Source organism: uncultured Bradyrhizobium sp. (assembly GCF_936928535.1).
In the GTDB taxonomy this organism is placed as follows: domain Bacteria; phylum Pseudomonadota; class Alphaproteobacteria; order Rhizobiales; family Xanthobacteraceae; genus Bradyrhizobium.
The window spans coordinates 218,098-240,630 of the sequence record NZ_CAKZHY010000095.1 but is presented as its reverse complement, the minus strand read 5'-3'; the positions used below and the strand labels follow the sequence as shown (position 1 = coordinate 240,630).

At 61.0% G+C, this 22,533-nt stretch carries 17 protein-coding genes; 14 read left to right on the top strand and 3 right to left on the bottom strand.

The annotated features are described in order from the left end of the window. Window positions 1–287 precede the first annotated feature (287 nt). The 12 genes from Q0687_RS18590 to Q0687_RS18535 all read left to right on the top strand — a co-directional run bounded on the left by Q0687_RS18590 (window position 288) and on the right by Q0687_RS18535 (window position 17,195). A complete protein-coding gene (locus Q0687_RS18590; RefSeq protein ID WP_298879460.1) occupies window positions 288–1,979 on the top strand; it encodes an ABC transporter ATP-binding protein in 1,692 nt (563 codons plus the stop codon). Further along, the gene (locus Q0687_RS18585) at window positions 1,976–3,646 is read left to right on the top strand and encodes a peptide ABC transporter substrate-binding protein (protein ID WP_298879457.1); all 1,671 of its coding nucleotides are present in this window, start codon (window positions 1,976–1,978) and stop codon (window positions 3,644–3,646) included. The genes Q0687_RS18590 and Q0687_RS18585 overlap by 4 nt, the downstream gene beginning before the upstream one ends. Before the next feature lie 74 nt (window positions 3,647–3,720). Further along, window positions 3,721–4,671 (top strand): ABC transporter permease, encoded by a 951-nt coding sequence (locus Q0687_RS18580; RefSeq protein WP_298879454.1) that lies wholly within the window; start codon window positions 3,721–3,723, stop codon window positions 4,669–4,671. Window positions 4,672–4,709: 38 nt separating this feature from the next. Next, complete coding sequence (locus Q0687_RS18575) at window positions 4,710–5,588, top strand: ABC transporter permease (protein ID WP_298879451.1); 879 nt, start codon at window positions 4,710–4,712, stop codon at window positions 5,586–5,588. A gap of 45 nt (window positions 5,589–5,633) precedes the next feature. Beyond that, window positions 5,634–6,944 (top strand): FAD-binding oxidoreductase, encoded by a 1,311-nt coding sequence (locus Q0687_RS18570; RefSeq protein WP_298879449.1) that lies wholly within the window; start codon window positions 5,634–5,636, stop codon window positions 6,942–6,944. A 176-nt stretch (window positions 6,945–7,120) separates the two neighbouring features. After that, window positions 7,121–7,993, top strand: coding sequence for a GNAT family N-acetyltransferase (locus Q0687_RS18565; protein ID WP_298879445.1), 873 nt, complete (start codon window positions 7,121–7,123; stop codon window positions 7,991–7,993). 11 nt (window positions 7,994–8,004) lie between these two features. Continuing rightward, window positions 8,005–9,195, top strand: coding sequence for an alanine racemase (locus Q0687_RS18560; RefSeq protein WP_298879444.1), 1,191 nt, complete (start codon window positions 8,005–8,007; stop codon window positions 9,193–9,195). A gap of 22 nt (window positions 9,196–9,217) precedes the next feature. Further along, window positions 9,218–10,678, top strand: coding sequence for an aldehyde dehydrogenase family protein (locus tag Q0687_RS18555; protein WP_298879441.1), 1,461 nt, complete (start codon window positions 9,218–9,220; stop codon window positions 10,676–10,678). A gap of 235 nt (window positions 10,679–10,913) precedes the next feature. After that, the gene (locus Q0687_RS18550) at window positions 10,914–12,236 is read left to right on the top strand and encodes an FAD-binding oxidoreductase (protein ID WP_298879438.1); all 1,323 of its coding nucleotides are present in this window, start codon (window positions 10,914–10,916) and stop codon (window positions 12,234–12,236) included. Between the two features lie 1,073 nt (window positions 12,237–13,309). Next, a complete protein-coding gene (locus Q0687_RS18545; RefSeq protein ID WP_298879435.1) occupies window positions 13,310–14,029 on the top strand; it encodes a DUF4396 domain-containing protein in 720 nt (239 codons plus the stop codon). Then, entirely contained in the window at window positions 14,026–15,237 is a 1,212-nt protein-coding gene (locus tag Q0687_RS18540) for an FAD-binding domain (RefSeq protein WP_298879432.1), read from the top strand. Before Q0687_RS18545 ends, Q0687_RS18540 begins: the two co-directional genes overlap by 4 nt. A gap of 140 nt (window positions 15,238–15,377) precedes the next feature. Next, complete coding sequence (locus tag Q0687_RS18535; protein WP_298879430.1) at window positions 15,378–17,195, top strand: chloride channel protein; 1,818 nt, start codon at window positions 15,378–15,380, stop codon at window positions 17,193–17,195. A gap of 77 nt (window positions 17,196–17,272) precedes the next feature. Here the strand turns inward: Q0687_RS18535 and Q0687_RS18530 are convergent, their stop codons facing one another. The 3 genes from Q0687_RS18530 to Q0687_RS18520 form a co-directional block, all read right to left on the bottom strand. Then, window positions 17,273–19,624 (bottom strand): trehalose-6-phosphate synthase, encoded by a 2,352-nt coding sequence (locus tag Q0687_RS18530; RefSeq protein WP_298879427.1) that lies wholly within the window; start codon window positions 19,622–19,624, stop codon window positions 17,273–17,275. Between the two features lie 65 nt (window positions 19,625–19,689). Further along, the gene (locus Q0687_RS18525; RefSeq protein WP_298879425.1) at window positions 19,690–20,610 is read right to left on the bottom strand and encodes a cytochrome c oxidase assembly protein; all 921 of its coding nucleotides are present in this window, start codon (window positions 20,608–20,610) and stop codon (window positions 19,690–19,692) included. A 105-nt stretch (window positions 20,611–20,715) separates the two neighbouring features. Further along, the gene (locus tag Q0687_RS18520; protein ID WP_298879422.1) at window positions 20,716–21,516 is read right to left on the bottom strand and encodes a Crp/Fnr family transcriptional regulator; all 801 of its coding nucleotides are present in this window, start codon (window positions 21,514–21,516) and stop codon (window positions 20,716–20,718) included. A gap of 381 nt (window positions 21,517–21,897) precedes the next feature. Between Q0687_RS18520 and Q0687_RS18515 the strand changes: the two genes are divergently transcribed. Next, window positions 21,898–22,269, top strand: a complete 372-nt coding sequence (locus Q0687_RS18515) for a hypothetical protein (protein WP_298879419.1) — start codon at window positions 21,898–21,900, stop codon at window positions 22,267–22,269. Window positions 22,270–22,276: 7 nt separating this feature from the next. Continuing rightward, window positions 22,277–22,531 (top strand): DUF5985 family protein, encoded by a 255-nt coding sequence (locus Q0687_RS18510; protein ID WP_298879417.1) that lies wholly within the window; start codon window positions 22,277–22,279, stop codon window positions 22,529–22,531. The last annotated feature ends 2 nt before the right edge of the window (window positions 22,532–22,533 follow it).

Below are 22,533 nucleotides of genomic sequence, written 5' to 3'. Positions count from 1 at the left end.
ATGAGCCGTGTCCAGAAGCAGGCCTTCGCAGAAGCGATCAAGTCATGACGCGGATGTCAGCTGAGGTTCGCTTTGATCGAAATGGCCGATTGGGTCGGCGCTGCGCTCTGAGCAACAGCTCTTGCTTCATGCGCGAAGAGACCTGAATCATGTCGCAGCCTCCAATGAAGGAACGGCAAGTTGAGCGGCGAATCATCGACCTGCCTAGGGAGCGTGCGGGCGCAAGGATCCGAAGGCGCCGGCCGCAACAAGATGGCGGCACTGGCGTGAAAGGAGAGGATGCTCTTATGGCCTCTGGCATCCAGCTGGCAAGCCCCGCCGATGTCGCGCTGTCTGTGCGCGAGCTGACCGTCAGTCTGCCTGAAGGAATGGAGCGGACCCACGCCGTCGAGAACATCTCCTTCGATCTGAAACGTGGACAGATTCTCTGTATCATCGGGGAATCCGGATCGGGCAAGTCGGTCACCGCCAACGCGATCATGGGGCTTCTGCCGAAGGCGATCCGGGTCTCCTCTGGTGCGATCCACCTGGATGGGGTCAACATCGTCGGCCTCTCGCCCCACAAGCTCCGAGGCCTGCGCGGCCGCGTCGTTTCAATGATCTTTCAAGACCCTCTCTCGGCGCTCAACCCGCTGATGACTGTGGGCGCGCAGATCGAGGAGGTGATGGTCGCACACGATGTCGGCACGCCGGTCTCCCGTCGCAGCAGGGCGATCGACTTGTTGATTGAAGTGGGTCTGCCCGATCCGCAGCTCATGTATCACCAGTATCCATTCCGCCTTTCGGGCGGACAGCGGCAGCGCGTGATGATCGCCATGGCTCTGGCTCTAGAGCCCGCGATCCTGATTGCAGATGAGCCAACCACCGCACTGGACGTGACGACGCAGGCGCAGATCCTCAAATTGATCCGCGACATTCAGCGCCGCAAGGGGATGAGCATCATGTTCATCACCCATGACTTCGGCGTCGTGGCCGAGATCGCCGACTACGTTGTGGTGATGGAGAAAGGCCATTGCGTGGAGCAGGGTAGTGCCGAACAGGTGCTGACGTCGCCAAGCCACCTCTATACGCGGCGCCTGATCGCGGCCGTGCCGCACCTGACCGGCACGGACCGTGCTCCGCTGGATGCTGCCGATAGGGGACCCATCCTGAAGGTTGAATGCCTTGTAAAGACCTATCGCAGCGGCAGCGCACTTTTCCGTAGGCAGCGCATCGTGCCCGCGGTCAATGGCGTCACTTTCGATCTAGCGTCGGGGCGCACGTTGGGCGTCGTCGGCGAAAGCGGCTCGGGAAAATCGTCGCTCGGCCGGCTGCTGATCAAGCTTATGGAGAGCGACAGCGGCTCGATTCTGTTCGAGGGTCGCGACCTTGCTCAGCTTTCCGAAGCCAAGTTTCGGCCGCTGCGGCCAAAAATTCAGATGATCTTCCAGGATCCTTTTGCCTCGCTCAATCCGCGGTCGACGGTCGGGCAAATTCTGACAGTTGGTCCGGTCGCGCATGGGATGCGCTACAGCGAAGCCTGTGAGCGGGCGCGGGAGCTTCTGTCCCATATCGGCCTGGATTCAGGGGCTTTCGATCGCTATCCGCACGAGTTCTCCGGCGGGCAGCGCCAGCGCATCGGCATCGCCCGGGCTCTGATGTTCAAACCAAAGCTGCTGATTGCCGACGAAGCGGTCTCTGCGCTTGACGTATCGATCCAGGCCCAGATCCTGAAGCTGCTGGACCAGATTCAGCGCGAGACGGGCGTCTCGATGATCTTTATCACGCATGATCTGCGCGTCGCCAGCCAGATCTGCGATGAAATCGCGGTCATGCATCGAGGACAGATCGTGGAACGCGGACCGCCGTCCCAGATCTTCCTCGACCCGAAATCCAGTTACACGCGTGAACTGGTGGCAGCGATCCCCGGCGAGCAGCCCGGGGGCATGCTCCAACATGATGGCTACGTCGAATACCCCAAGCAAGGAGAGACGTTATGACCAAGCGTTCTGCGGATTCATCGAACTACTCGCGGCGCGATGCCCTGCGGATGGTGGCGTTCGGCGGAGCTGCTGTCTTCATGACGCCGAACCTCTTAGGCAAGCCCGCCTTCGCACGTACCTCTGCGGAGAAGCCGACCGGCCGGGTGATCGTCGGGCTCGGGCAAGAGCCGACCGTCTTCAATCCTCTGATGGTACACATCGAAGTCGATGATGGCGTGCATTTCTCGGTCTTCGATGCGCTCTTCCGCATCGATCCTCAAGGCGTCATTCAGCCTAACCTTGCGGCGGAAGTACCGGACCTGAAGAATGGCGGAATCTCGGAGGACGGTCTGAAGTGGCGCATCCGCCTGCGTGACGACGTTCGCTGGCACGACGGCACGCCGTTCAACGCCGAGGACGTGAAGTTCACACTCGAGCTGATCGTGAATCCCAACTTCCGCAGCTGGCGCACCGCCGGCCATGCCCTGGTGCGCGACATCACGGTGATCTCGCCGACGGAGATCTCGTGGCGAATGGAAGAGCCCTTTGCGCCTTATTTGTCCTTCCTGACCGAAACCTTCATCGTCCCCAAGCACATCCTCGAGAAGGAGGCCAATCCGAACAACGCCGCCTTCAATCAGGCGCCGGTCGGCACCGGACCGTTCAAGTGGGGCCAGCGGGTCGCCGGCGATCATCTCGAACTTGTGGCCAACCCCGACTATTTCGGTGAAGGTCCTCACATCGAGAGGCTGGTCTTCAAATACATTCCCGATCTCACCGTCCTCTACACCCAGTTCAAGAGCGGCGACATTGATCTCGTGGGTCAGCCCTACATCACGCCTGATCATTATGGGGAAGCCAAGACGCTACCGAACCGTGTGGTGACACTCGTTCCAAGGACCTCGTTCGAATCCTTCTACCTGAACCTCGAGCGGCCGCAGTTCAAGGAACTTGCCGTTCGCGAGGCGCTTTACGCGGCGATCGACAAGGAGGCGATCATCCAGGGGCTCTATTATGGAGTGCCGGTGCCGACAGAGACGTTCATGCCGCGGCAGTCCTTCTTTTTCAACGCCAATCTGCCCCTGCACCAATTCGACTTGAATCGCGCGGGAAAGATCCTCGACCAGGCCGGCTGGGCAAAGGGCGCGGACGGCATTCGTGCCAAGAACGGCGTTCGCCTGTCCTTTACCAATTCGACCACGTCGGGCGATCCCCTTCGCGAACAGGTGCAGCAGTTCCTGCAGCAGACCTTTGCGCAACTCGGCGTTGAGATGAAGATATCGAACCTGCCCGCCGCCGTGATGTGGGGCGATTTTTGGGTGCAATCGCAATTCGATTCCGTGATCGTCGGCAGCTCGTATCTGATCGGCGCCGACCCTGATGTCACCAATCGCCTGCACTCGCGCTCGATCGCAGCGAAGGGCGGTCGCGGCTCGAACACTGCGCAATACGCAAACCCGGAGGTCGATGCCCTCCTCGACCAGGGCGCACGCATCTTCGATCCGGAAGCGCGGCGCGTGATCTACGCTCGCATCCAGGAACTTGTCCGTCGCGATCTACCCTTCCTTCCTTTGTACCAGAACAATGCGGTCGAAGGCCTCAAGAAGGGAATCAACGGTTTCGTGCCGAATGGCAATACGCGCACGGAATCCTGGAACGCGCTGGCCTGGTATTGGGCGAGCTGATGTTCTGCCGGCCGAGGCCCGTGTGGCCGGGGCCGGCGCTGGAGTGATGCTGCAACGCCAACATGGTGACTCGAATGTCCGGGTTCCTGCTCAATCGTCTCTCGCAGAGCATAGTGCTGCTGGTGATCGTCTCGATCATTGGCTTCACGGTCCTCAACCTCATGCCGGGCGGTCCTCTCGCGCAGTTCGGGCTCGATCCGGGCATGACCCAGAAGGATGTGGAGCGGCTCGCAGCGCAGCTCGGGTTGAACCGGCCGCTATGGATTCAGTATCTCGATTGGGCCTGGCGGCTGCTTCAAGGCGATTGGGGACACTCGTTCCGCGACGGCTCTTCGGTGCTGACGATAATTGGTCGACACCTGCTGGCGACGCTACTGCTTATGGGGACGTCCACCGCATTTGCGATCGCGGTCGGTGCCTGGATCGGAATCCGCGGCGCCACCCACCGCTACTCCCTGTTTGACTACTGCGCGACCGCCGGCGCCATGGTCGCCCTGTCGGTCCCGACTTTCTGGTTCGGCCTGATCGGCATCTATATCTTCACCCTGAAGCTCGGGTGGGTTCCCGCAGGCAACATGTACACGATCGGCGACGGCTCGGTGCTGGACTATCTGCATCACCTGATTTTGCCCAGCTTGGTGCTCTCGCTCGTTCACGTCGCGGTCTGGAGCCGCTACATGCGCACGGCGACGCTCGATGCGTTGAGTCAGGATTTCGTCAAGACGGCGCGTGCCAAAGGCGTCAGCGAGCGCCGCATTTTGCTGAAGCATGTCGTCGGCAATGCATTGCTGCCGATGATCACGCTGGCAGGGATGCAGCTGCCCAGCATTCTGACCGGTGCATTGGTCACAGAGACGGTCTTTACGTGGCCCGGAATGGGGCGGCTGTTTCTGGATAGTCTCGGTTACAGCGACTATCCGGTCGTGATGGGACTGCTGATCTTCTCGGCCATCCTGGTCGTGTTGGGCAACCTGATCGCAGACATCATCATCGCCACCGTCGACCCGCGCATTCGCCTGGGCTGAGCCGGCGGACTCATGCCTGATAACAGGAGGCAGCAGATATGACCGTCATCGCCGTGCACGCTACTCCAACTCGCTGGTGGCACAGCCGTGCAGTGTCCCGCTTCATGCGCCATCATCTGGCGCTCGTTGGGATCGCGATGATCACCCTGCTCGTGCTGGCGTGCGTCCTCGGCCCCTATGCTTTGCCTTACGACTCCCTCCACATCGATCTGCGCGCCCGCTTTGCTCCACCTCTCAGCGGTAACCACTATCTCGGCACCGACCCTCTCGGACGTGACTTGGCCGCACGGCTGTTGATGGCCGGGCGCATCTCTCTGCTGGTGGGATTCTCCGCGATGCTGTTGTCGACGCTGATTGGCACCCTGGTCGGCGTGACGGCGGGCTACCGCGGCGGCTGGGTCGGGGCGGCGCTGATGCGCACCGTGGACGGCTTCTTGTCCTATCCCTCGATCTTCCTCGTCCTGGCGCTGGCGGCGACGCTGCGGCCGAGTCCGGCCATGATCACCGTCATCATTGCGGTGACGAGCTGGATGGAGACCGCCAGGATCGTCGAGGCCGAGGTCCGCTCGCTGCGCGAGCGCGAGTTTGTCCAGGCTGCACGCATGGTAGGGCTGAGCCGCCGGCATATCATGTTCCGCGAGATCCTGCCGAATGCAATGGGCCCGATCATCGTCGCGGCAAGCCTAGCGGTCGCCCGCGCGATCCTTCTGGAAGCCTATATCAGCTTCCTCGGCTACGGCATCCAGCCGCCGCTGCCGAGCTGGGGCAACATGCTCAACGGCGCCCAGCAATATCTGGCGAGCGCTCCATGGCTCGCCATCATTCCCGGTGCTGCGATTACAATCGCGGTGACGAGCTTCAATTTCATCGGCGATGGCTTGCGAGATGCCCTCGACGTTCGAAACGATCACATTTGATATTTGGGCCGAGCTACACTGCTGAACATACGAGAAGAAGCCGCCATGCACGCGCCGAGAGTTGACGAAAAGGCGATGCCCTACTGGTGGGAAGCCTCACCGCTCAAGCCGCTGCCTCAACAACCTCTGCCCAAGAAGCTCGACGTGCTGATCGTGGGCGCCGGCTATGCCGGACTTTCGGCCGGTCTGGTGCTGGCGCGCGAAGGACGCTCCGTTGCGGCGTTTGATGCGCTGGATCCGGGGGAGGGAGCTTCTACGCGCAACGGCGGGATCACCAGCGGAACCATTCGACCGGATTTCGCGACGCTCACGCGGCGTTTCGGGGAGGAGAAGGCGCTGGCGATCGAGGGTGAAGGCAAGGCCGCGCGCGAATTCCTGTACGATTTCATCAAGACGGAAGGGCTTGCCTGCGACTTCCAGCCGGTGGGACAGTTCAAAGGCGCATTCGGATATGAACAATACGAATCCATGGCGCGGACCGCGGAGAGGCTCGCGAAGAGGCTTGGGATCGAGGCTTACGCAGTTCCTTATGCCGAGCAGCGCAAGTACATCGGCACGGGTGTCTATCGCGGCGGCACGGTTCGGATGGACATCGGCGGGCTGCACCCGGCGAAATTCCACGCCGAGCTGTTGAGGGCCGCGCTCGCTTCGGGATTGGCAATCCACGCCCGGACGCCCGTGATTTCAATCGAAAGAGATGGCGCCGGATTCCGCGTCGTCACTTCGGCGGGCTCGGTGCAGGCACGCCAAGTGCTGGTCTGCACGAATGGTTACACCGATGCCGCCGTGCCCTTCCTGCGTCGCAGGCTGGTCCCGGTCCGCAGCAGGATCATTGCAACCGAGGAGCTGGCCCCCGAAGTCATGGCGCGGCTGATGCCGAAGCGGATGATGATCACCGAGAGCCGGGAGGTCGGCTTTTATTACCGGCCTTCGCCCGATTGCAAACGCATTCTGCTCGGTGGCCGCGACAGCTCGCGCGTCGGCGATCCCATCGCTCCGAAGCTGCTTCTCCGCAACGGCGTGGTCAATCTGTTTCCAGAACTGGAGAGCGTTCGCCTCTCGCACAGCTGGTTCGGCAATGTCGCGATGAACCGCGACATGATTCCTCGCATCTTCGCGAAGGACGGCATCGTCTATGCCACTGGCTTTTGCGGCTCGGGCGTGGTCTGGGCGCCGTGGGTCGGCATGCATGCAGCCCACAAGCTCATGGGGCATGAGGAGCGGGCACGCTCGGCCTTTGACTTCCGCCCTCCGGCCTTCATCCCGTTCTATCGCGGCAATCCCTGGTTCATGCCCGCCTTCATTCAGGGCTACCGGATGCGGGACCGGATCGCGCTATGGCGCGCCAGCCGCTGACGGCAGATTGGTCGTTCTGCCGCATCGTCAATGAAATACTATGCCGAACTTTGCGCGAGTCTGATTGCGCAATGCTGTCGGCCTCAAGATAAGCTGCAGAACGTGCGACGATCGTCAGATCGCACTTGCACTGTGGCGAGTAGTCCGGCAACCCGAGCAAGAGACGTCGACCGATCATGACAGCCGCCGCTTATCCAGTTGGGCATCGCGACAATGACGACGTGGTCCTGCTTCCCTTCGCCGGATCGCACCTGGAAGGCGCCCTGAAGCTCTCGCAAGAAATGTCTTGGCCTTACCGGATCGAGGATTGGGACGTCGCGCTGCAGCTGGGCCATGGCTTTGTTCTGGAGCGCGCTGGGACCGTGATCGGGACCGCAGCCTGGTGGCCGTACGGCGAGACGCACGCTTCGGCGGGAATGATCATCGTCGCGAAGGCCACTCAGGGCCGGGGTTATGGGGCCCGGCTCATGGATGCCTTGCTGGCGTCCGCGCGCCCACGGACCATCGCGCTGAATTCGACGGCCGAGGGGATCACGCTGTATCGCCGCCGCGGCTTCGTACCGACCGGGATTATTCACCAGCATCAGGGAATTCCAAGTGTAACCCGCGAGACGCCGCGATCGGGTCTCCTCAGGTCGATGGCCGCGTCTGAGGTCGAGGCGATCGCGCGGCTCGACCGCGCCGCTACAGGGCTGGAGCGACGACAGATGCTGTATCGGCTGTTCGATAGCGGTGACGGTTATGTCCTACTGCGTGACGGCTTAATTTGCGGCTACGCCATCTCACGCCTTTTCGGCCGCGGACATGTCATCGGCCCCGTGGTGGCCGAGAGCCCGACCGATGCGCGTGCGCTGATCGAATTCGCGATCGCGCGGCTTGGGCCTGTCTTCGTCCGCATCGATACGCCTGCCTCCTCGCGGCTCGGCGAATGGCTGGAAAGCATCGGCCTGCAGCGCATCAGCGATGCCACCACCATGGTGCTGGGAACGCCGGCTCCATGGACGGGACCTGCGCGCATGTTTGGGCTCGCCAACCAGTCATTCGGCTAGGGGACATCGGGATGCTGCGGGTGGATATGGACAGAACGGATATCCCGGACGCCGGTTCGGACAAGGCAGCTGCGACGCTCGGCGCGTTGGCAACACCGGCTCTCCTGCTCGACAGGGACCGGCTGGATCGCAATCTCGCGCGCCTCTCCTCTCGTATGGCCGCGCAAGGCATCGTGCTGCGTCCCCATATGAAGACTGCGAAATCCATTGACGTCGCTCGACGTGCCTATCCATCGGGGGGACCAATCACTGTCTCAACCTTGGCGAAGGCGGAGTACTTCGCGCAGCATGGCTTCCGGGACATCACCTATGCCGTGGGACTTGCACCCCACACCGCCGCGAGGGCGATGCGCCTGCGGAAAGCAGGCATCGACATCAAGGTGCTGCTGGACTCGCTTGAGCAGGCCGCCATGCTTGGCGCGGCAGGGCGCGCAGCCGGTGTGACACCGTCTGCCTTCATCGAGATCGACTGCGACGGCCATCGGGGCGGGCTGACCGCGACCGATCCCAAGCTTCTGGCCGTCGCGGCGGCCCTTGCCGAGGCCGGCGTCAAGCTGGCCGGCGTTCTCACCCATGCCGGCGAATCCTACAGCCTCAGCATGCCGGCAGCCCTTGTCGCGGCTGCGGAGAACGAACGCGCCGTGGCAGTCGCCGCCGCATCGACATTGCGGGCGGCGGGCCACGAATGTCCCATCGTGAGCGTCGGCTCGACGCCGACTGCACATTTCACCGAAGATCTGACCGGCCTCACGGAAATGCGGGCCGGCGTCTACATGTTCTTCGATCTGGTCATGCATGGCGTCGGTGTCTGCACGACCGACGACATCGCGATCTCCGTGGTCGCCACGGTCATCGGCACGAAGCCGGAAAAGGGCTGGATTGTGGTCGATGCGGGGTGGATGGCGCTGTCGCGCGACCGCGGCACCTCGGCGCAGCGGGTCGACCAGGGTTACGGTCTCGTCTGCGATCTCTCCGGCAAGATTTATCCCGACCTGATCGTTACGCAGGCGAGCCAGGAGCATGGCATTCTCGCCATCAGATCCGGATCTGCGCAGGCTTTGCCGGATCTTTCGATCGGCGCGAAAGTGAGGATCCTGCCAAATCACGCCTGTGCGACGGCGTCACAACACGAGTTGTACAACGTCGTCTCCGCTGGCAGCGACGCGATTCGCGCCCGATGGCCCCGGATGCGCGGCTGGTAGGCCGTCGCAAGGATCGCTTCCAATGATCTCGCCCCCTCGACACCTGACGGAAGCCGGCTTCCTCGGAAGATTCTACGTTGACGGAGAATGGCGGAAGCCGATCGGATCAGTCACGGCAGCAGCAACCGTCGTCAATCCGGCGACGGAGCAGCCGATCGCTGACGTCGCGCTCGGCGATGACGATGATGTGGACTGCGCGATCGCGGCCGCCAGACGAGCCTTCGCGCGCTGGTCCACGACACCGCCTGCTGAGAGGGCGGTGCTGCTCGACCGGATTCATGCCTTGCTGCTGGAGCGGCAGGAGCTGTTCACGCAGGCGCTCACGTGCGAGATGGGAGTCGCCATCACCTACGCACGTCGCGCTCAGGTGCCGTTGGCCGCCGAACATATCCGCGTCGCCCGCGACAATCTCGCGGATTATCCGTTCATCGCCGCGCGCGGCAGCACCGCGATCATGCACGAGGCCATTGGCGTCTGCGGCCTCATCACGCCATGGAACTGGCCACTTTATCAGATCACCGCCAAGGTGGGGCCGGCGATCGCTGCCGGCTGCACCGTGGTGTTGAAGCCGAGTGAATTGTCGCCGCTGAGCGCCTTGCTGTTCGCCGAGCTGATGGACGATGCCGGTTGCCCGCCCGGCGTGTTCAACCTCGTCAATGGGACAGGCCCGATCGTGGGCGCCGGCCTGGCGTCGCATCCAGAGGTCGACATGATCTCGATCACCGGTTCGATGCGGGCCGGCGTTCTCGTCGCGCAAGCGGCGGCGCCCACCGTCAAGCGCGTTGCCCAGGAGCTCGGCGGCAAGTCGCCGAATATCATCTTGCCGGTCGCCGATCTCAGCCGTGCTGTTCCGCTCGGTGTCGGCGCCGCTTTCCGCAATCTCGGCCAATCCTGCAGCGCACCGACACGCATGCTCGTGCACCGTCCGCAGATGGAAGAGGTCGAGCGCCTAGCAGCGGCGACCGCTTCAGAACTGGTGGTCGGCGATCCCCTTGCGGAAAACGTAACTCACGGTCCGATTGCGAACCGGCCACAGTTCGAGCGCGTGCAGACCATGATCGGTGTCGGCCTGGAGGAAGGCGCCAAGCTCGTCATCGGCGGGCGAGGTCGGCCGGATCACCTGCGGATCGGCTTCTATGCACGCCCGACGGTCTTCTCGAACGTTCATCGCAACATGAGGATCGCACGGGAGGAGATCTTCGGCCCGGTGCTGTCGATCATTCCCTACGACACCGTGGACGAGGCGATCGCGATCGCCAACGACACCGTCTACGGCCTCGGCGCCCATGTGCAGGGCACCGATATGGAGATGGTGCGGACCGTCGCCAGGCAGATCCAGTCGGGTCAAGTGCATCTCAACCATCCCGACTGGGACCCCAACGCACCTTTCGGCGGCTACAAGCGTTCCGGCAACGGCCGGGAATATGGCATCGAGGGCATGGAGGAGTATCTCGAGACGAAGGCAATTCTCGGATTCAACTGATAGCTCAATATCGGCTCCGAAAACCTGCGGCATCGCGTTTGAGATGAATCTCTTACACTGTTCTTCCTACCATACTCGATCGCGCCTGCGCAGCTCGTATCGCTCAGGCGGTCAAAAACCCGAACATCTTGCGAAGTTCTAGACGATTTCAGCACATTGTATCGCGCGCACGATGCGATGAAGGGCTGATCGGAATTTTGCTTCCGCATTCTTGGCAACCGAGGTTCGTCGGAAAATGTCGCCCCATGTCGCGCGCATTCACAGCGATGAGCGTCTTCCGGCCGAGGCGGACGTCGTCGTCGTCGGTGGCGGCATTCTCGGCTCTACGGCCGCCTATTACTTGGCGAAGCGCGGCCTCTCCGTGGCGCTGCTCGAGAAAGGCCACGTCGCTTGTGAACAATCGAGCCGAAACTGGGGTTGGTGCCGCCAGCAGAACCGCGACCGGCGCGAACTGCCGCTCTCGGTGCTCTCGATGCGGCTGTGGGACGAGCTCACGCGCGATATCAATCGGGACCTCGGCTTTCGACGCTGCGGTCTCGTCTATGCGACCCACGACGAGGCTGTGCTCGCCGGCTGGGAAAGGTGGCGCGAGGTCGCCAGGGAGTACGACGTCGACACGCGCGTGCTGAGCCGGGCGGAGGTCGCCGAGCGCGTCCCCGAAGCGCGCGACAAATGGGTCGGTGGGACCTATTCGGAGCGGGACGGCAAGGCCGAACCTGCGCTCGCCGGGCCGGCGATCGCCGATGCGGCCAGAGTGCTGGGTGCCACGATCCACCAAGGATGCGCCGCGCGGGGGCTCGACTTGGCCAATGGCAGGATTGCAGGCGTGCAGACGGAGAAGGGCTACATCAGAACCAGCGCGGTGCTGTGCGCCGCCGGAGCCTGGTCCTCGCGCTTCCTTCGGCCGCTCGGGATCAGTTTCCCCCAAGCGAGCATTCGGCAGACCGCGCTGCGTTCTACCCCGACGATCAACATTGGCGAGGCGGTCTCCACGCCCTACTGCACGATCACGCGCCGACTGGATGGCAGCTACACGCTTGCGATCAGCGGCAAGGCGAACCTGGAAATCACGCCCCAGGCGATCCGATACAGCCGGGAATTCATGCCGCAGTTCTTGCGCCGCCTGAAGAACGTCAGGATTGGCGTCGGCCAATCGTTCGTTTCGGGGCCGGATTCAATGGCGGCGCTGCTGACCAACGACGATCGGATATTCGAACAGAATCGCGTGCTTGATCCTCCGCCCTTGAAATGGCTGGTGAGCCAAGTGGTAGAGAGTGTCCGGAAAACCTTCCCCCAACTCGGCGAAATAAAGATCGATAGCGCCTGGGGCGGCTTCGTCGACTGCACGCCGGACGCAGTGCCCGTGGTGTCGCAGGTGGATGGGGTGAAAGGGCTCGTGCTCGCGGCTGGCTGCTCGGGTCACGGCTTCGGTCTGGGCCCGGGGCTCGGCTATCTGGCCGCAGAGCTCGTCGTGAACGACACGCCTTGCGTCGATCCCACGCCGTTCCGGTTGTCGCGTCTGGTCGATGGCTCGAAGCTGGACATCTCCGCGATTTGAAGATCAAGCCGGAAGTCAGCAGTTCCGAAGGAGCGTTTCCTCCCCAACTTGAGCCACTCCTTGGGAGTGGCTCCTTCTTGCGTTGGTCCGGCCAGCGCTCCGGTTCGAGAATAAGGCATCCAACAGAGGAGAAGGGCATTAACCGCTTCTGGGGGAGGCTCTTCCAACTTCGTCGCACTAGAAGCTCCGCAACCTCGGCTACCGAGATATGAACGCCGTGCGGTGGTCATTTTTGTGGTGGGCAGTCATCGAACGCACGGCGGACAGCGAGCGGGTCGGGGGACATTGAAGCGCGGTTCGCCTATATCAACCGTTTCTGTCAACGGTCGAAAGCGTGGGGTCCGTGGATAGTGGCGGCCTCGGAGCCGATCTGACGACAGCCGGGGCGGGCGGACCAAAGAGCGAGAGCTCCCAAAAAAGGGACGAGAGGAATGAACAGATCGCCGCTGCGCGCTGATGAGTGCTCAAGAAGGCAATGATTGCCGGTGCGACAGCCACGACCAAAGACTTACCAATCCGAATCAGCATCCGACGAGCCCTCCTGGCCACCTGGAATCATTACATACATGAGCCACGACGGATGACAGCGGTAGATCGCACCGAACAAGTGTACGTTGCCGTACGTATCCGCTTCACCGTGCTGCTGACCACCTGAGCTTAGGGGCATGCACTCTTGATCTCGTGATGTGGAGATTATGTACAGCCCTATTCGTCGGGTCTCCCAGTCTCCAAGAGCTTCGTCGGCCGCGGAGTGGCCTGCGATAGGCCGCTCGCATCGCGCGCCCCGGAACATCCCTGAATGCTGGATTTCATTGAAACGCGCTCTCCGCGTTAAGCCTCAGTTGCGTTGAAGTTTGTGCCTGACGGGCGCGCGGCGTGGAAATCAGATGATAATGCTTCGCGCGTGGCCCCGTCGCGCGCCATGGAGAGAGGGTGGCGGTCATCCAAGTGTGCATGACACCCTTGGCCTACTGCAAGCGTAACTTGTGACTAGCTGCTGCCACTATGGCACCAGCTGCAGCCGAACTATCGCATGCTTCCGAGCGTTCTTTGTCTTGAACCCGGGAGTCACTATGATATCGGTCTGGCTTCACAACCTAGCGCTGGCTTTTCTTTCACTCGGAATTGTCTGTGCGGTCGTCATTGCGATTGACCTCACTCGTTATCCGCAGCACATGTGGATCATGAACGTCGTTTGGCCAGTCAACGGTCTGTTCGGTACCGTACCAACGCTGTGGTTCTATTTCCGCTTCGGACGACTTGCGGCATGCGACGTCAAGACATCGAGCGATAAATCGAGCAAGAACTCGACGCCGTATCCGGTCATGGTCGCCAAAGGCGCAATGCATTGCGGAGCCGGATGTACGTTAGGGGACATTATCGCCGAGGGTCTCGCTCTGGCGTTTCCGGTGATTGCCGTCTGGGCTGGATGGCATAGCTTGTTTTCGGAGAAGATGTTTGCGATCTGGATCGTAGATTACATCTTCGCTTTCGTGCTGGGCGTCGCCTTTCAGTACTTTACGATTAAACCGATGCGACAGTTGTCGCCTGGAGAGGGAATTCGGCAAGCACTGAAGGCAGATGCGCTCTCGCTCACGGCATGGCAAGTCGGCATGTACGGCTTCATGGCGATTGCGCAATTCGTCCTATTTCGAAAGCTCCTGGGGCAGAAGCTTGATGCTTCAATGCCGGAGTTCTGGTTCATGATGCAGATTGCCATGATGGCCGGCTTTCTGACCAGCTATCCGGTGAACTGGTGGTTGATCAAGGTCGGTGTTAAGGAGAGAATGTGACGACAGTCCTGATCTCGGGCGCGGGCATCGCCGGGCCGACGCTTGCTTTTTGGCTCAAAGCGGCGGGGTTTGAGCCCACGCTCGTCGAACGCGCACCGGCCTTGCGTAGTGGCGGTTACGTTATCGACTTCTGGGGGCTTGGCTACACGATCGCCGAGCGCATGGGACTCCTTCCGGAGATCAACAGCGTCGGCTATCGCGCGCAGGAGCTGCGCATCGTCGATGACGACGGTTGTCGTTTGGCCGGCTTCGGCACCCGGGTGTTTGCCGAATTGACGAACGGGCGCTTCGTCACGCTCCAGCGCAGCGATCTTTCGCGTCTCTTGTTCAACAGGATCGCTGGCCGGATCGAAACTATTTTCGACGACGAGATCGTTGCCGTGGAGGAGCAACCAGATTGCGTCAAAGTCGAACTGAAACATGGTGGCCAGCGTCGGTTCGATCTCCTCGTCGGTGCCGATGGGCTGCATTCAGTTGTCCGGAAGCTGGCTTTTGGACCCGAGGCGCGGTTCGTACGAAATCTAGGCTATGTCGTCGCGGCTTTTGAGGCTCGCGGTTATCGTCCCCGCGAGGAGGATGTCTATTTGATCTATGGCCAGCCTGGCCGCATGGTCGGCCGCTTCACGCTGCGCGACGATCGTACATTGTTTCTGCTGGTGTTCGCTACAGGAGATGCGACACTGCCGGATGTGCCGGGTGCACAAAAGGCGGTTTTGCGTGAAGTCTATGGCCGCGACGGTTGGGAATGCGATCAAATGCTCACGGAGCTGGAGCCAACCGGCGAACTGTACTTCGACAGCGTGAGCCAGATCAGAATGCCGAGCTGGTCGCAAGGTCGGGTGATGCTGATCGGCGATGCCGCCTTCTGCGTCTCGCTTCTGGCCGGCCAGGGTTCGGCGCTCGCGATGATATCAGCCTACGTATTGGCGGGCGAACTCGCCGCAGCTGGTGGACGACATCGGGAAGCGTTTGCCAGATGTGAGGCGCGGCTGATGAGCTATATCCAGAAAAAGCAACAGGCGGCCGAGCGCTTTGCCGGCGCGCTCGCGCCGAAGACACGCTCGGGAATGCTCTTTCGCAATCTCGTGGCCAGAACGTTTTCCATACCTGGCATCGCGAGGCTCGCAATCGGACGAGATATCGCGGACGAACTGGAGCTTCCCGATTACAGCTGGCCCTCGCTCGACCGATTGACGTCGGCCGCCTAATGATGCCCAAATGGAAGCTCGCAGATAGTGCCCTTCCGCTTGATGTGACGTCTTGCGGCGGCACTCAACCGGAACCGTTCCAGCAGCGCAAGGCGTTCATTCCATGACGTATCCGTTTCTGTATCGATCTTGGTAACCAGATGTCCGCAGCCCTGACGTCCAGCGAAAACAAAGCATTGATCGGCACGATCCCCAAGCCGCTCGCCGAAGAGCGAAGGGTCAGCCTGCTCGTACTCTGCGGTCTAGCCCTGGTGATCGGCGTCATGACCGGGCTCGGCGCCGTTGCCTTTCGCGCGTTGATCGCCTTCGTGCACAATCTATTTTACAGTGGGGCGCTCAGCTTCGTTTACAACGCGAACGTCAGCGAGGGGCCGAGCCGTTTTGGCAGCCTCTTGCTGCTCTCGCCCGTGATCGGCGGCCTCATTGTCGTTTTTCTCGTCAGGCGCTTCGCGCCCGAAGCGAAAGGCCATGGAGTGCCCGAGGTCATGGACGCAATATTCTACAAGCGTGGCAATATCCGCGGCACGGTCGCCCTGATCAAGGCGTTGGCTTCGGCCGTATCGATCGGCAGCGGCGCCGCCGTCGGACGGGAGGGCCCCATCATTCAGATCGGTTCGGCGCTCGGGTCGGCCTTTGCCCAATTCATCGGGCTCTCGACCCGGCAAAAGATCACGCTTCTCTCCGCAGGTGCCGGCGCCGGCATTGCCGCAACATTCAACACGCCGCTCGGCGGCGTGCTGTTCGCCCTCGAAATTCTCCTGCCCGAAGTCTCGAACCGGACGTTTCTTCCCGTGGTTGTGGCCACGGGTGCTGCCACGACGATCGGCCGAATATTGATCGGTCCGGACCCGGCCTTTACGGTTCCGGACATCCAGTTCAACATGGTTGCGTCATTCAACGTGCAGGAAGCGATAGCCTTCATTTTGCTGGGCCTGCTTTGTGGCGCGGCCGCGTGGGCATTTATTCGCCTGCTCGTTTTCATGGAGGACGGCTTTCCGAAGCTGTCCGGCAACGAGTACATCCAGAACATCATCGGCATGTCGATCATCGGTCTGATGATGGTGGTTCTCACTCATGCCTTTGGTCATTCTTACGTCGATGGCGTCGGCTATTCGGTGATCCAAGATATTCTCGACCACAAGATGACGACCGCAGGGCTGCTTGCGCTGCTGTTTATCCTAAAGCTAATTGCCACGACTGTGAGCCTCGGCTGTGGGGCTTCGGGCGGGATCTTCTCACCTTCGCTCTACCTTGGCGCCACATTGGGCGCAGCTTTTGCTGCGGCGAGCAGCTCCATTCTCCCCCATTCAGGACTGACGCCATCCTCGGCGGCTATCGTCGGGATGGCTGCGATCGTCGGTGCGGGCACGGGTGGTGTCATGACTGCCATCGTCATGGTGTTCGAGATGACGCGCGACTATGCGATCATTGTTCCGGTGATCGTCGCGGTTGCGCTGGCCGCAGGCGTGAGACGCGCACTCGTCAACGAGACGATCTACACAGTGAAGCTGCGTCACCGCGGTCACCGCATTCCGAAGGAACGGCATATCAATCTCTACCTGGTGAAGCAGGCCGAGGACATCATGGAACGCCGCTTCATTGTTGCCAAAGCAGGCACGACGCTGAAAGAGGCCATGGCCGCGGAGGACGTCGATGACGCCCGTGCCATTGTGGTCGAGCGGTCCGGTCGGATCATCGGCCTCATTCCGCCACGTTCTGGCCTGTGGGTTGAATCGCAAACCAATCCCGGGCTTCTGGTTGAGTCATTTGCCGAAAGGCGGCTGGTAATATGCCGGGACCAGGACCTTTTGAGCCTGGTGTTTGCAAGGTTGAAGCGCCACCGCGCGGGCGCGGCAATCGTGTTCCGTGGTGCCTCACGTCCCCGCGTGGTTGACATCGTCGGTATCGTCACAAAACGTGTTATCGCTGACGCGGTGATCGACAGCTACGAGGACTGATCGTCTGCGTGGAGGGTGCCACTGGCTCATTCAAAACGCGGCGGTCCTTGATTTCGATGGCGATGCAGAAGCTTGCATTAAGCTGTTTTGCGCTCGCCGGACGCTGTTAGGGGTAGCGGCGAGATCCGGTCGCTTTCAGTTGCGTTCGCTGATGTGAAGTGCTGGCGCTGTCGGAGGCGGGCTGCATCCAGCAGCATCTGGGCTGCCCATCGATAGACGTTGCGCTCTCGCACGATTTCACGCATCAGGTGCATGCGGTCACGCTGTTCCGCAACCGACATGCGCAGCGCTTGCAGGAACGCCTCCGCCATTCCGTGTGTGTCGTAAGGGTTGACGATCAGCGCCTCAGACAGTTCGCGCGAGGCACCGGCGAAGCTTGACAGGATCAACACCCCCTGTTCGTCGTCGCGCGCGGCGACGAACTCCTTGGCAACGAGGTTCATACCGTCGTGGAGGCTGGAGACGATGCACATATCGGAGCCTCTGAAGAGTTCGAAGACCTCGGTGGGTTCGTGATGACGAACCACGAGGCGAACCGTCTCAAAGCCATCGCGGCCGTGCCGCGCATTGACCTTCGCGACGAGTTGCTCGGCCTCCGCCTGTAAGGCGCTGTAGGGGCCTAGCTTGCTGCGCGTCGGTGCGGCCGCTTGAATGAAAACGAAACGTCCGACCCATTCAGGATGTCGCGTCAGGAGGTCATCAACCGCGCGAATGCGATCCAGGATGCCCTTGGTATAGTCGAAGCGCTCAATACCGACAGCAATCCGCATGTCGGACGGCAGATCGAATCGCCGTCGGACCGCATCACGGCATTCGCGTACCGGAGCTTGTTCGGCAAGCGCCGCCGGTGGCCACTCTATTGAGATCGGATAGGGCCTGATCAGCGTTTCCTGACCGCCGAATGTGATGGATGCACGCTCCCGGTCGATGCGGCTCTCCATGAACCGATCCGCCGCCTCGATGAAATTGTTGCAATGGAATTGCGTGTGGAAGCCGAGAATGCTGCTTCCCAGCAAGCCGTCGATGATCTCCCGGCGCCAGGGACAGATTCCGAAGGTTTCGGCGTTCGGCCAGGGGATATGCCAAAACGTGATGATCGTCGCTTTAGGCAATCGGTCGCGGATCATCCTGGGCAGTAGCGCGAAGTGGTAGTCCTGCACAAGTACGACGGGATCATCGCAACTCGCCTCTTGAACGACCACATCAGCAAAGCGCTCGTTTACTCTGCGGTATTGCGCCCAATCCTCCTCTCGAAAAATCGGGCGGACGAATGCGATATGGCAGAGGGGCCAGAGCCCCTCGTTGGCGAGGCCGTAGTAATATCCGTTTTGCTCCTGTTCCGAGAGCCATACCCTACGGAGCAAATAAGCAGGATCTGCAGGAGGCACGCGCACTCTGTCAGTAGCATCGACGGTGTCTCGATCGGCTGAACCCGAGCCATGCGCTATCCATGTGCCTCCACAGGCTCGCATCACCGGCTCCAGCGCGGCGACCAGGCCGCTCGCCGGGATCTGCAAGGCGATGCCGTTGTCGGAATGGTTATGGATGTAGGGTTCGCGATTGGAAACGACAATGACTTGAGCTCGCGGTAGCTCTTCGACCAGCACGCGGTGCAGCGTCTTGGGCGACCACTCGATGTGAATGCCGTTCGCAAAGCGCCGCTCCATGCGCAACTCGGAAAGCGCGGCGTGGACCTCGCGATTGAGAGGAAAGTTGCTTCGTTGCGGCGCCCCGGTAGCGCCACCCTGTTGCACCTCGACGAGTGCGCCGCGGATCGAACGGCTCCAGGCACGCATCAGTGCCAGTACGATTGCTGTCCCTAGAAGGCCCAAGCCTATCGTTACCCCGACGAGCGCGAGCACGGTATAGAGTCGCGCCTCGCTTGTGCGCCTCTCGATGAACGCCAGATCATGCAGCACCAGGAGATGGCCCGTCGCAGAGCCCTCCGAGACTGGAAAAGAGCTGATGTGGATTCGTTGTCCGGAAGCCGTAACAGTCGCGAAGGCGCCAGACTTGTCCCGCTTGACGCTCTCACAGGTGACCGCCTTCGGAAACGCCTTGGTTGCGTAGCGCAATTGCCCCTGCTCGGTGCAGAAGCCAAGCCCCAGAATGCGTTCATCCTCGGTAATTCGCTCGAACACGGGAACGATATCGATCTCGTGTCTAGCCGTCATCGACGTCGCCACCTGGTCTCGGATCGATCGAAAGACAAGGCGCGAACGAAGGTCGATGTCGCGCTGCGACCAGTCCTCGACCATGACCGATGCGAGAAGCGTAAGCGCGGCAATTACGAGAGCAATGGCGGCAAGCGCAAGAATAACGTATCGCGCGGCAGGACTACCGAACAGCCGGTCAGCACCGATGCGCTGCATAAGGCGGGTATAGCCACCTATGAGTCCGCCATGTCCGACGCTTACTTGATGAGCCATCGTCAGGAAATCCGGTTCGAAGGGATTTCAGCATGATGCATCATAGGGATCATGTCGGCCCCTCCCTAGTACTCCGGTTCGGCTGTTCGTGTCTTCCCATTTGCCTGGTCGGATACGCCGACCTTCTGCAGGTAGGCGATAATATCGTGACGAGAGGGAGCATCGAGCACGCGAACCGGCATGCGCGCTCCAGGCACCGCCTTCTTGGGATCGGCCAGCCATTCGTCGAGTTTGTCCGCCGACCAGATAAGGCCAGCGCTCCGCAGCGCTCCTGAATAATTGTAGCCGGCAACCGAGCCGGCGGTGCGTCCGACCACCCCTCCGAGCATCGGTCCGATCTTGTTGCGATCCAACGCGTGGCACGCTGTACACCGCTGGGCGAAGAGCTCGCGGCCGTGGATCGTGTCCGGTGCAGCATCGGCAAGAAAGCGTGCGAGGTCCTTTGCTTGCGACGGACTTGCCGAGCGGCCGAACGTGTAGCTTAGTGTGATCGTATCAACGTGATCCATGTCAGAGTCTTTCGAAAAGGCCGGATCGACATAGAATACGACGGGCATATCGACCTTCTGATGTGGATCGAGACGCTCCTCGTTGAAGCAGAAGCACTGAATCTTGTTGAAGTAGATGCCGCTCGTTGGTGGTGTGACATTGAAGGTCGCGTGTCCCACCGTTGCCTGATCGCTCAGGTTCTCGGCGCTGAAGAACACGAGCTTCTGTTCGCCGAGGTGAACGGTCACGGAGCGCTGTTCCGGCTCGAACCGCCACGGCAGGCCGGGCGATACGTTGCTATCGAAGGTAACCGTCACAGTTTTCTGTGACGTGGTTGCGGGATCGCTGTAGGCTCTTTGCGTTGTTCCTCCGTAACCGGTTGCGCCGCAGAACGCTCGATACAATTCCGGCGAGTAGGCCACCAGGCCGCACATGATGGCCAAGGTGATGAAGCACGGTACGAGAACGTTCAGGTTTGTCCGACGGCGTGATTGCATTGTCGCCTCGCAGGAGTCGGGCGCCGATCAACTGCGGCGCTTCTCGACGATCTTGTGATCGTTGTTATTGGTGGTGAAGCAGAGATTCCGAGCTTGTCGGGGAGTTTAACCAGAAGTTCGGCGCGGCGCGCGCGCGCTCGCTCTCGGAAGGATCGGGGCAGATGTAGACGTGATTGTGGCATCCGTGTCCCGATGCGAGGCATGTTCGGCTAAAAGCAGATGTCGGTGATACTCGTATTCGATCAAGCTGAAACAGTCGCAGCTAAGCTTCGACAGTCCGACGGCGTCTTCAACTGTTATGCAGCCTCGTCTGGTCGAAAGTGTTCCTTCCTTCTGCAGGACTTCAAGGCACTGCGTCACGCTGGCGCGCCGCACCCCCAACAGTTCCGCCAACATCACGTGCGTGAGCGGCATGTTATCCGTGCCTAGCGAGCTGCGAGCGACGAGCAGCCAGCGGACAAGTCTCTGTCTGAGATCGTGATAGGAATTGCAAGCTCCTGACTGCGAGGTCTGTACGAGGACTGCAGCGAGATATCGCTCTACGACTGAGCGCAAATGCGGGAGATCCTCGAGAATCTTGGAGAAGTCGCTGGTTTTGATTCGCAGCGCCTCCCCGTCCACCTGAACGGTCCTGCGGTGCAGAGGCACAGACTTGGCTGCAAGCAGGACTGGCGCGCCAACCAAGCCTTCCGACCCAATCAGCCAGACCTCGACGAATTTGTCGTGATCGACGCGAGCGGCCACGGAGACGAGTCCGCTTTCGACGAAATAGACGTACTCCATCGGCAGCCTGTAATGATGGAGGACCTGATGGCGGCGGAGCTGAATGCGCTCGCAAACGCCGACAATGCTGGCGAGCTCCTCAGCCGGAATCAGGCGAAGCAGCTTGTTCCGAACCTCTACCACCGTCCGTTCTTTCGGTTGTCGTGCATGGGTATCAACGTCCTCGAGCTCTATCCGAGCGTATTGGCAGTTTCATGGAGACACAAGTTTTGCCCCGACGCTGCATGTTGTCGCATCCGGACCTTAAATCTCGAAGTTCCTCACGACCAACTAAAGTATGAAGAATGCGGGAGAGGCAGCCACAATTGCTGTACTACGGTCGCCTTTTCTGGAACGCGTCAGTACGCTAGCGTACAATCGTGTCGGCGATGGGTCGGGGTCGTTGGCCTTGCAGGCATTGTTGGATTCGTCGAGACGTGGGATGTAGAGCCGGCTGCTTCGGTGCTGCTCTGAATTTTATGCTTGGCATCACCACTCTGCCGCACCTGCCGTCCGAGATCGTCGATGTCCGAAGAGCTGCTATCCGAGGAGGTCCGCGACTTGATTCTGCGGCATATCGATACGGTGGCTCAGCTGGAAGCCCTTCTGTTCTTGCGCGAGCGGCCGGCCGAGGAATGGGACGCGATCGCCGTTGCAAAACGCCTGTACGCACCACCCGCCGAAATGGGCGCTGCTCTCGCCGGACTTGCCAGCGCCGGCTTCTTGAGGCGGCAGAATCAGCTTTATCACTACGCTCCGACATCTAACGACGGAGCAACGGTGGACGCTCTGGCGAAAGCCTACGCGCGCCAGCTGATTACCATCACCAATCTCATCCATTCGAAGCCGCGCGGCATCCGGGCGTTCTCGGACGCCTTCAAGTTTCGGAAGGACTAAGTCGTCCATGGCCGCGGCGATCTACAGTCTCTGTGCGATCACCAGCGCTTTGTGTGCGTGGCTACTCATTCGCGCATATCGCGCAACGGGCTCCCGCCTGTTGTTATGGAGTTCGATCTGCTTTGCCGGGCTTGTGTTGAACAATGTGGCGCTCTGGATGGACAAGCTGGTGTTCCCTGCGACCGACCTCTCGATCCTCAGGACGAGCATCGCGCTGCTGTCGACGCTGGTTCTTCTGTACGGCCTGATCTGGGAGGACTAGAG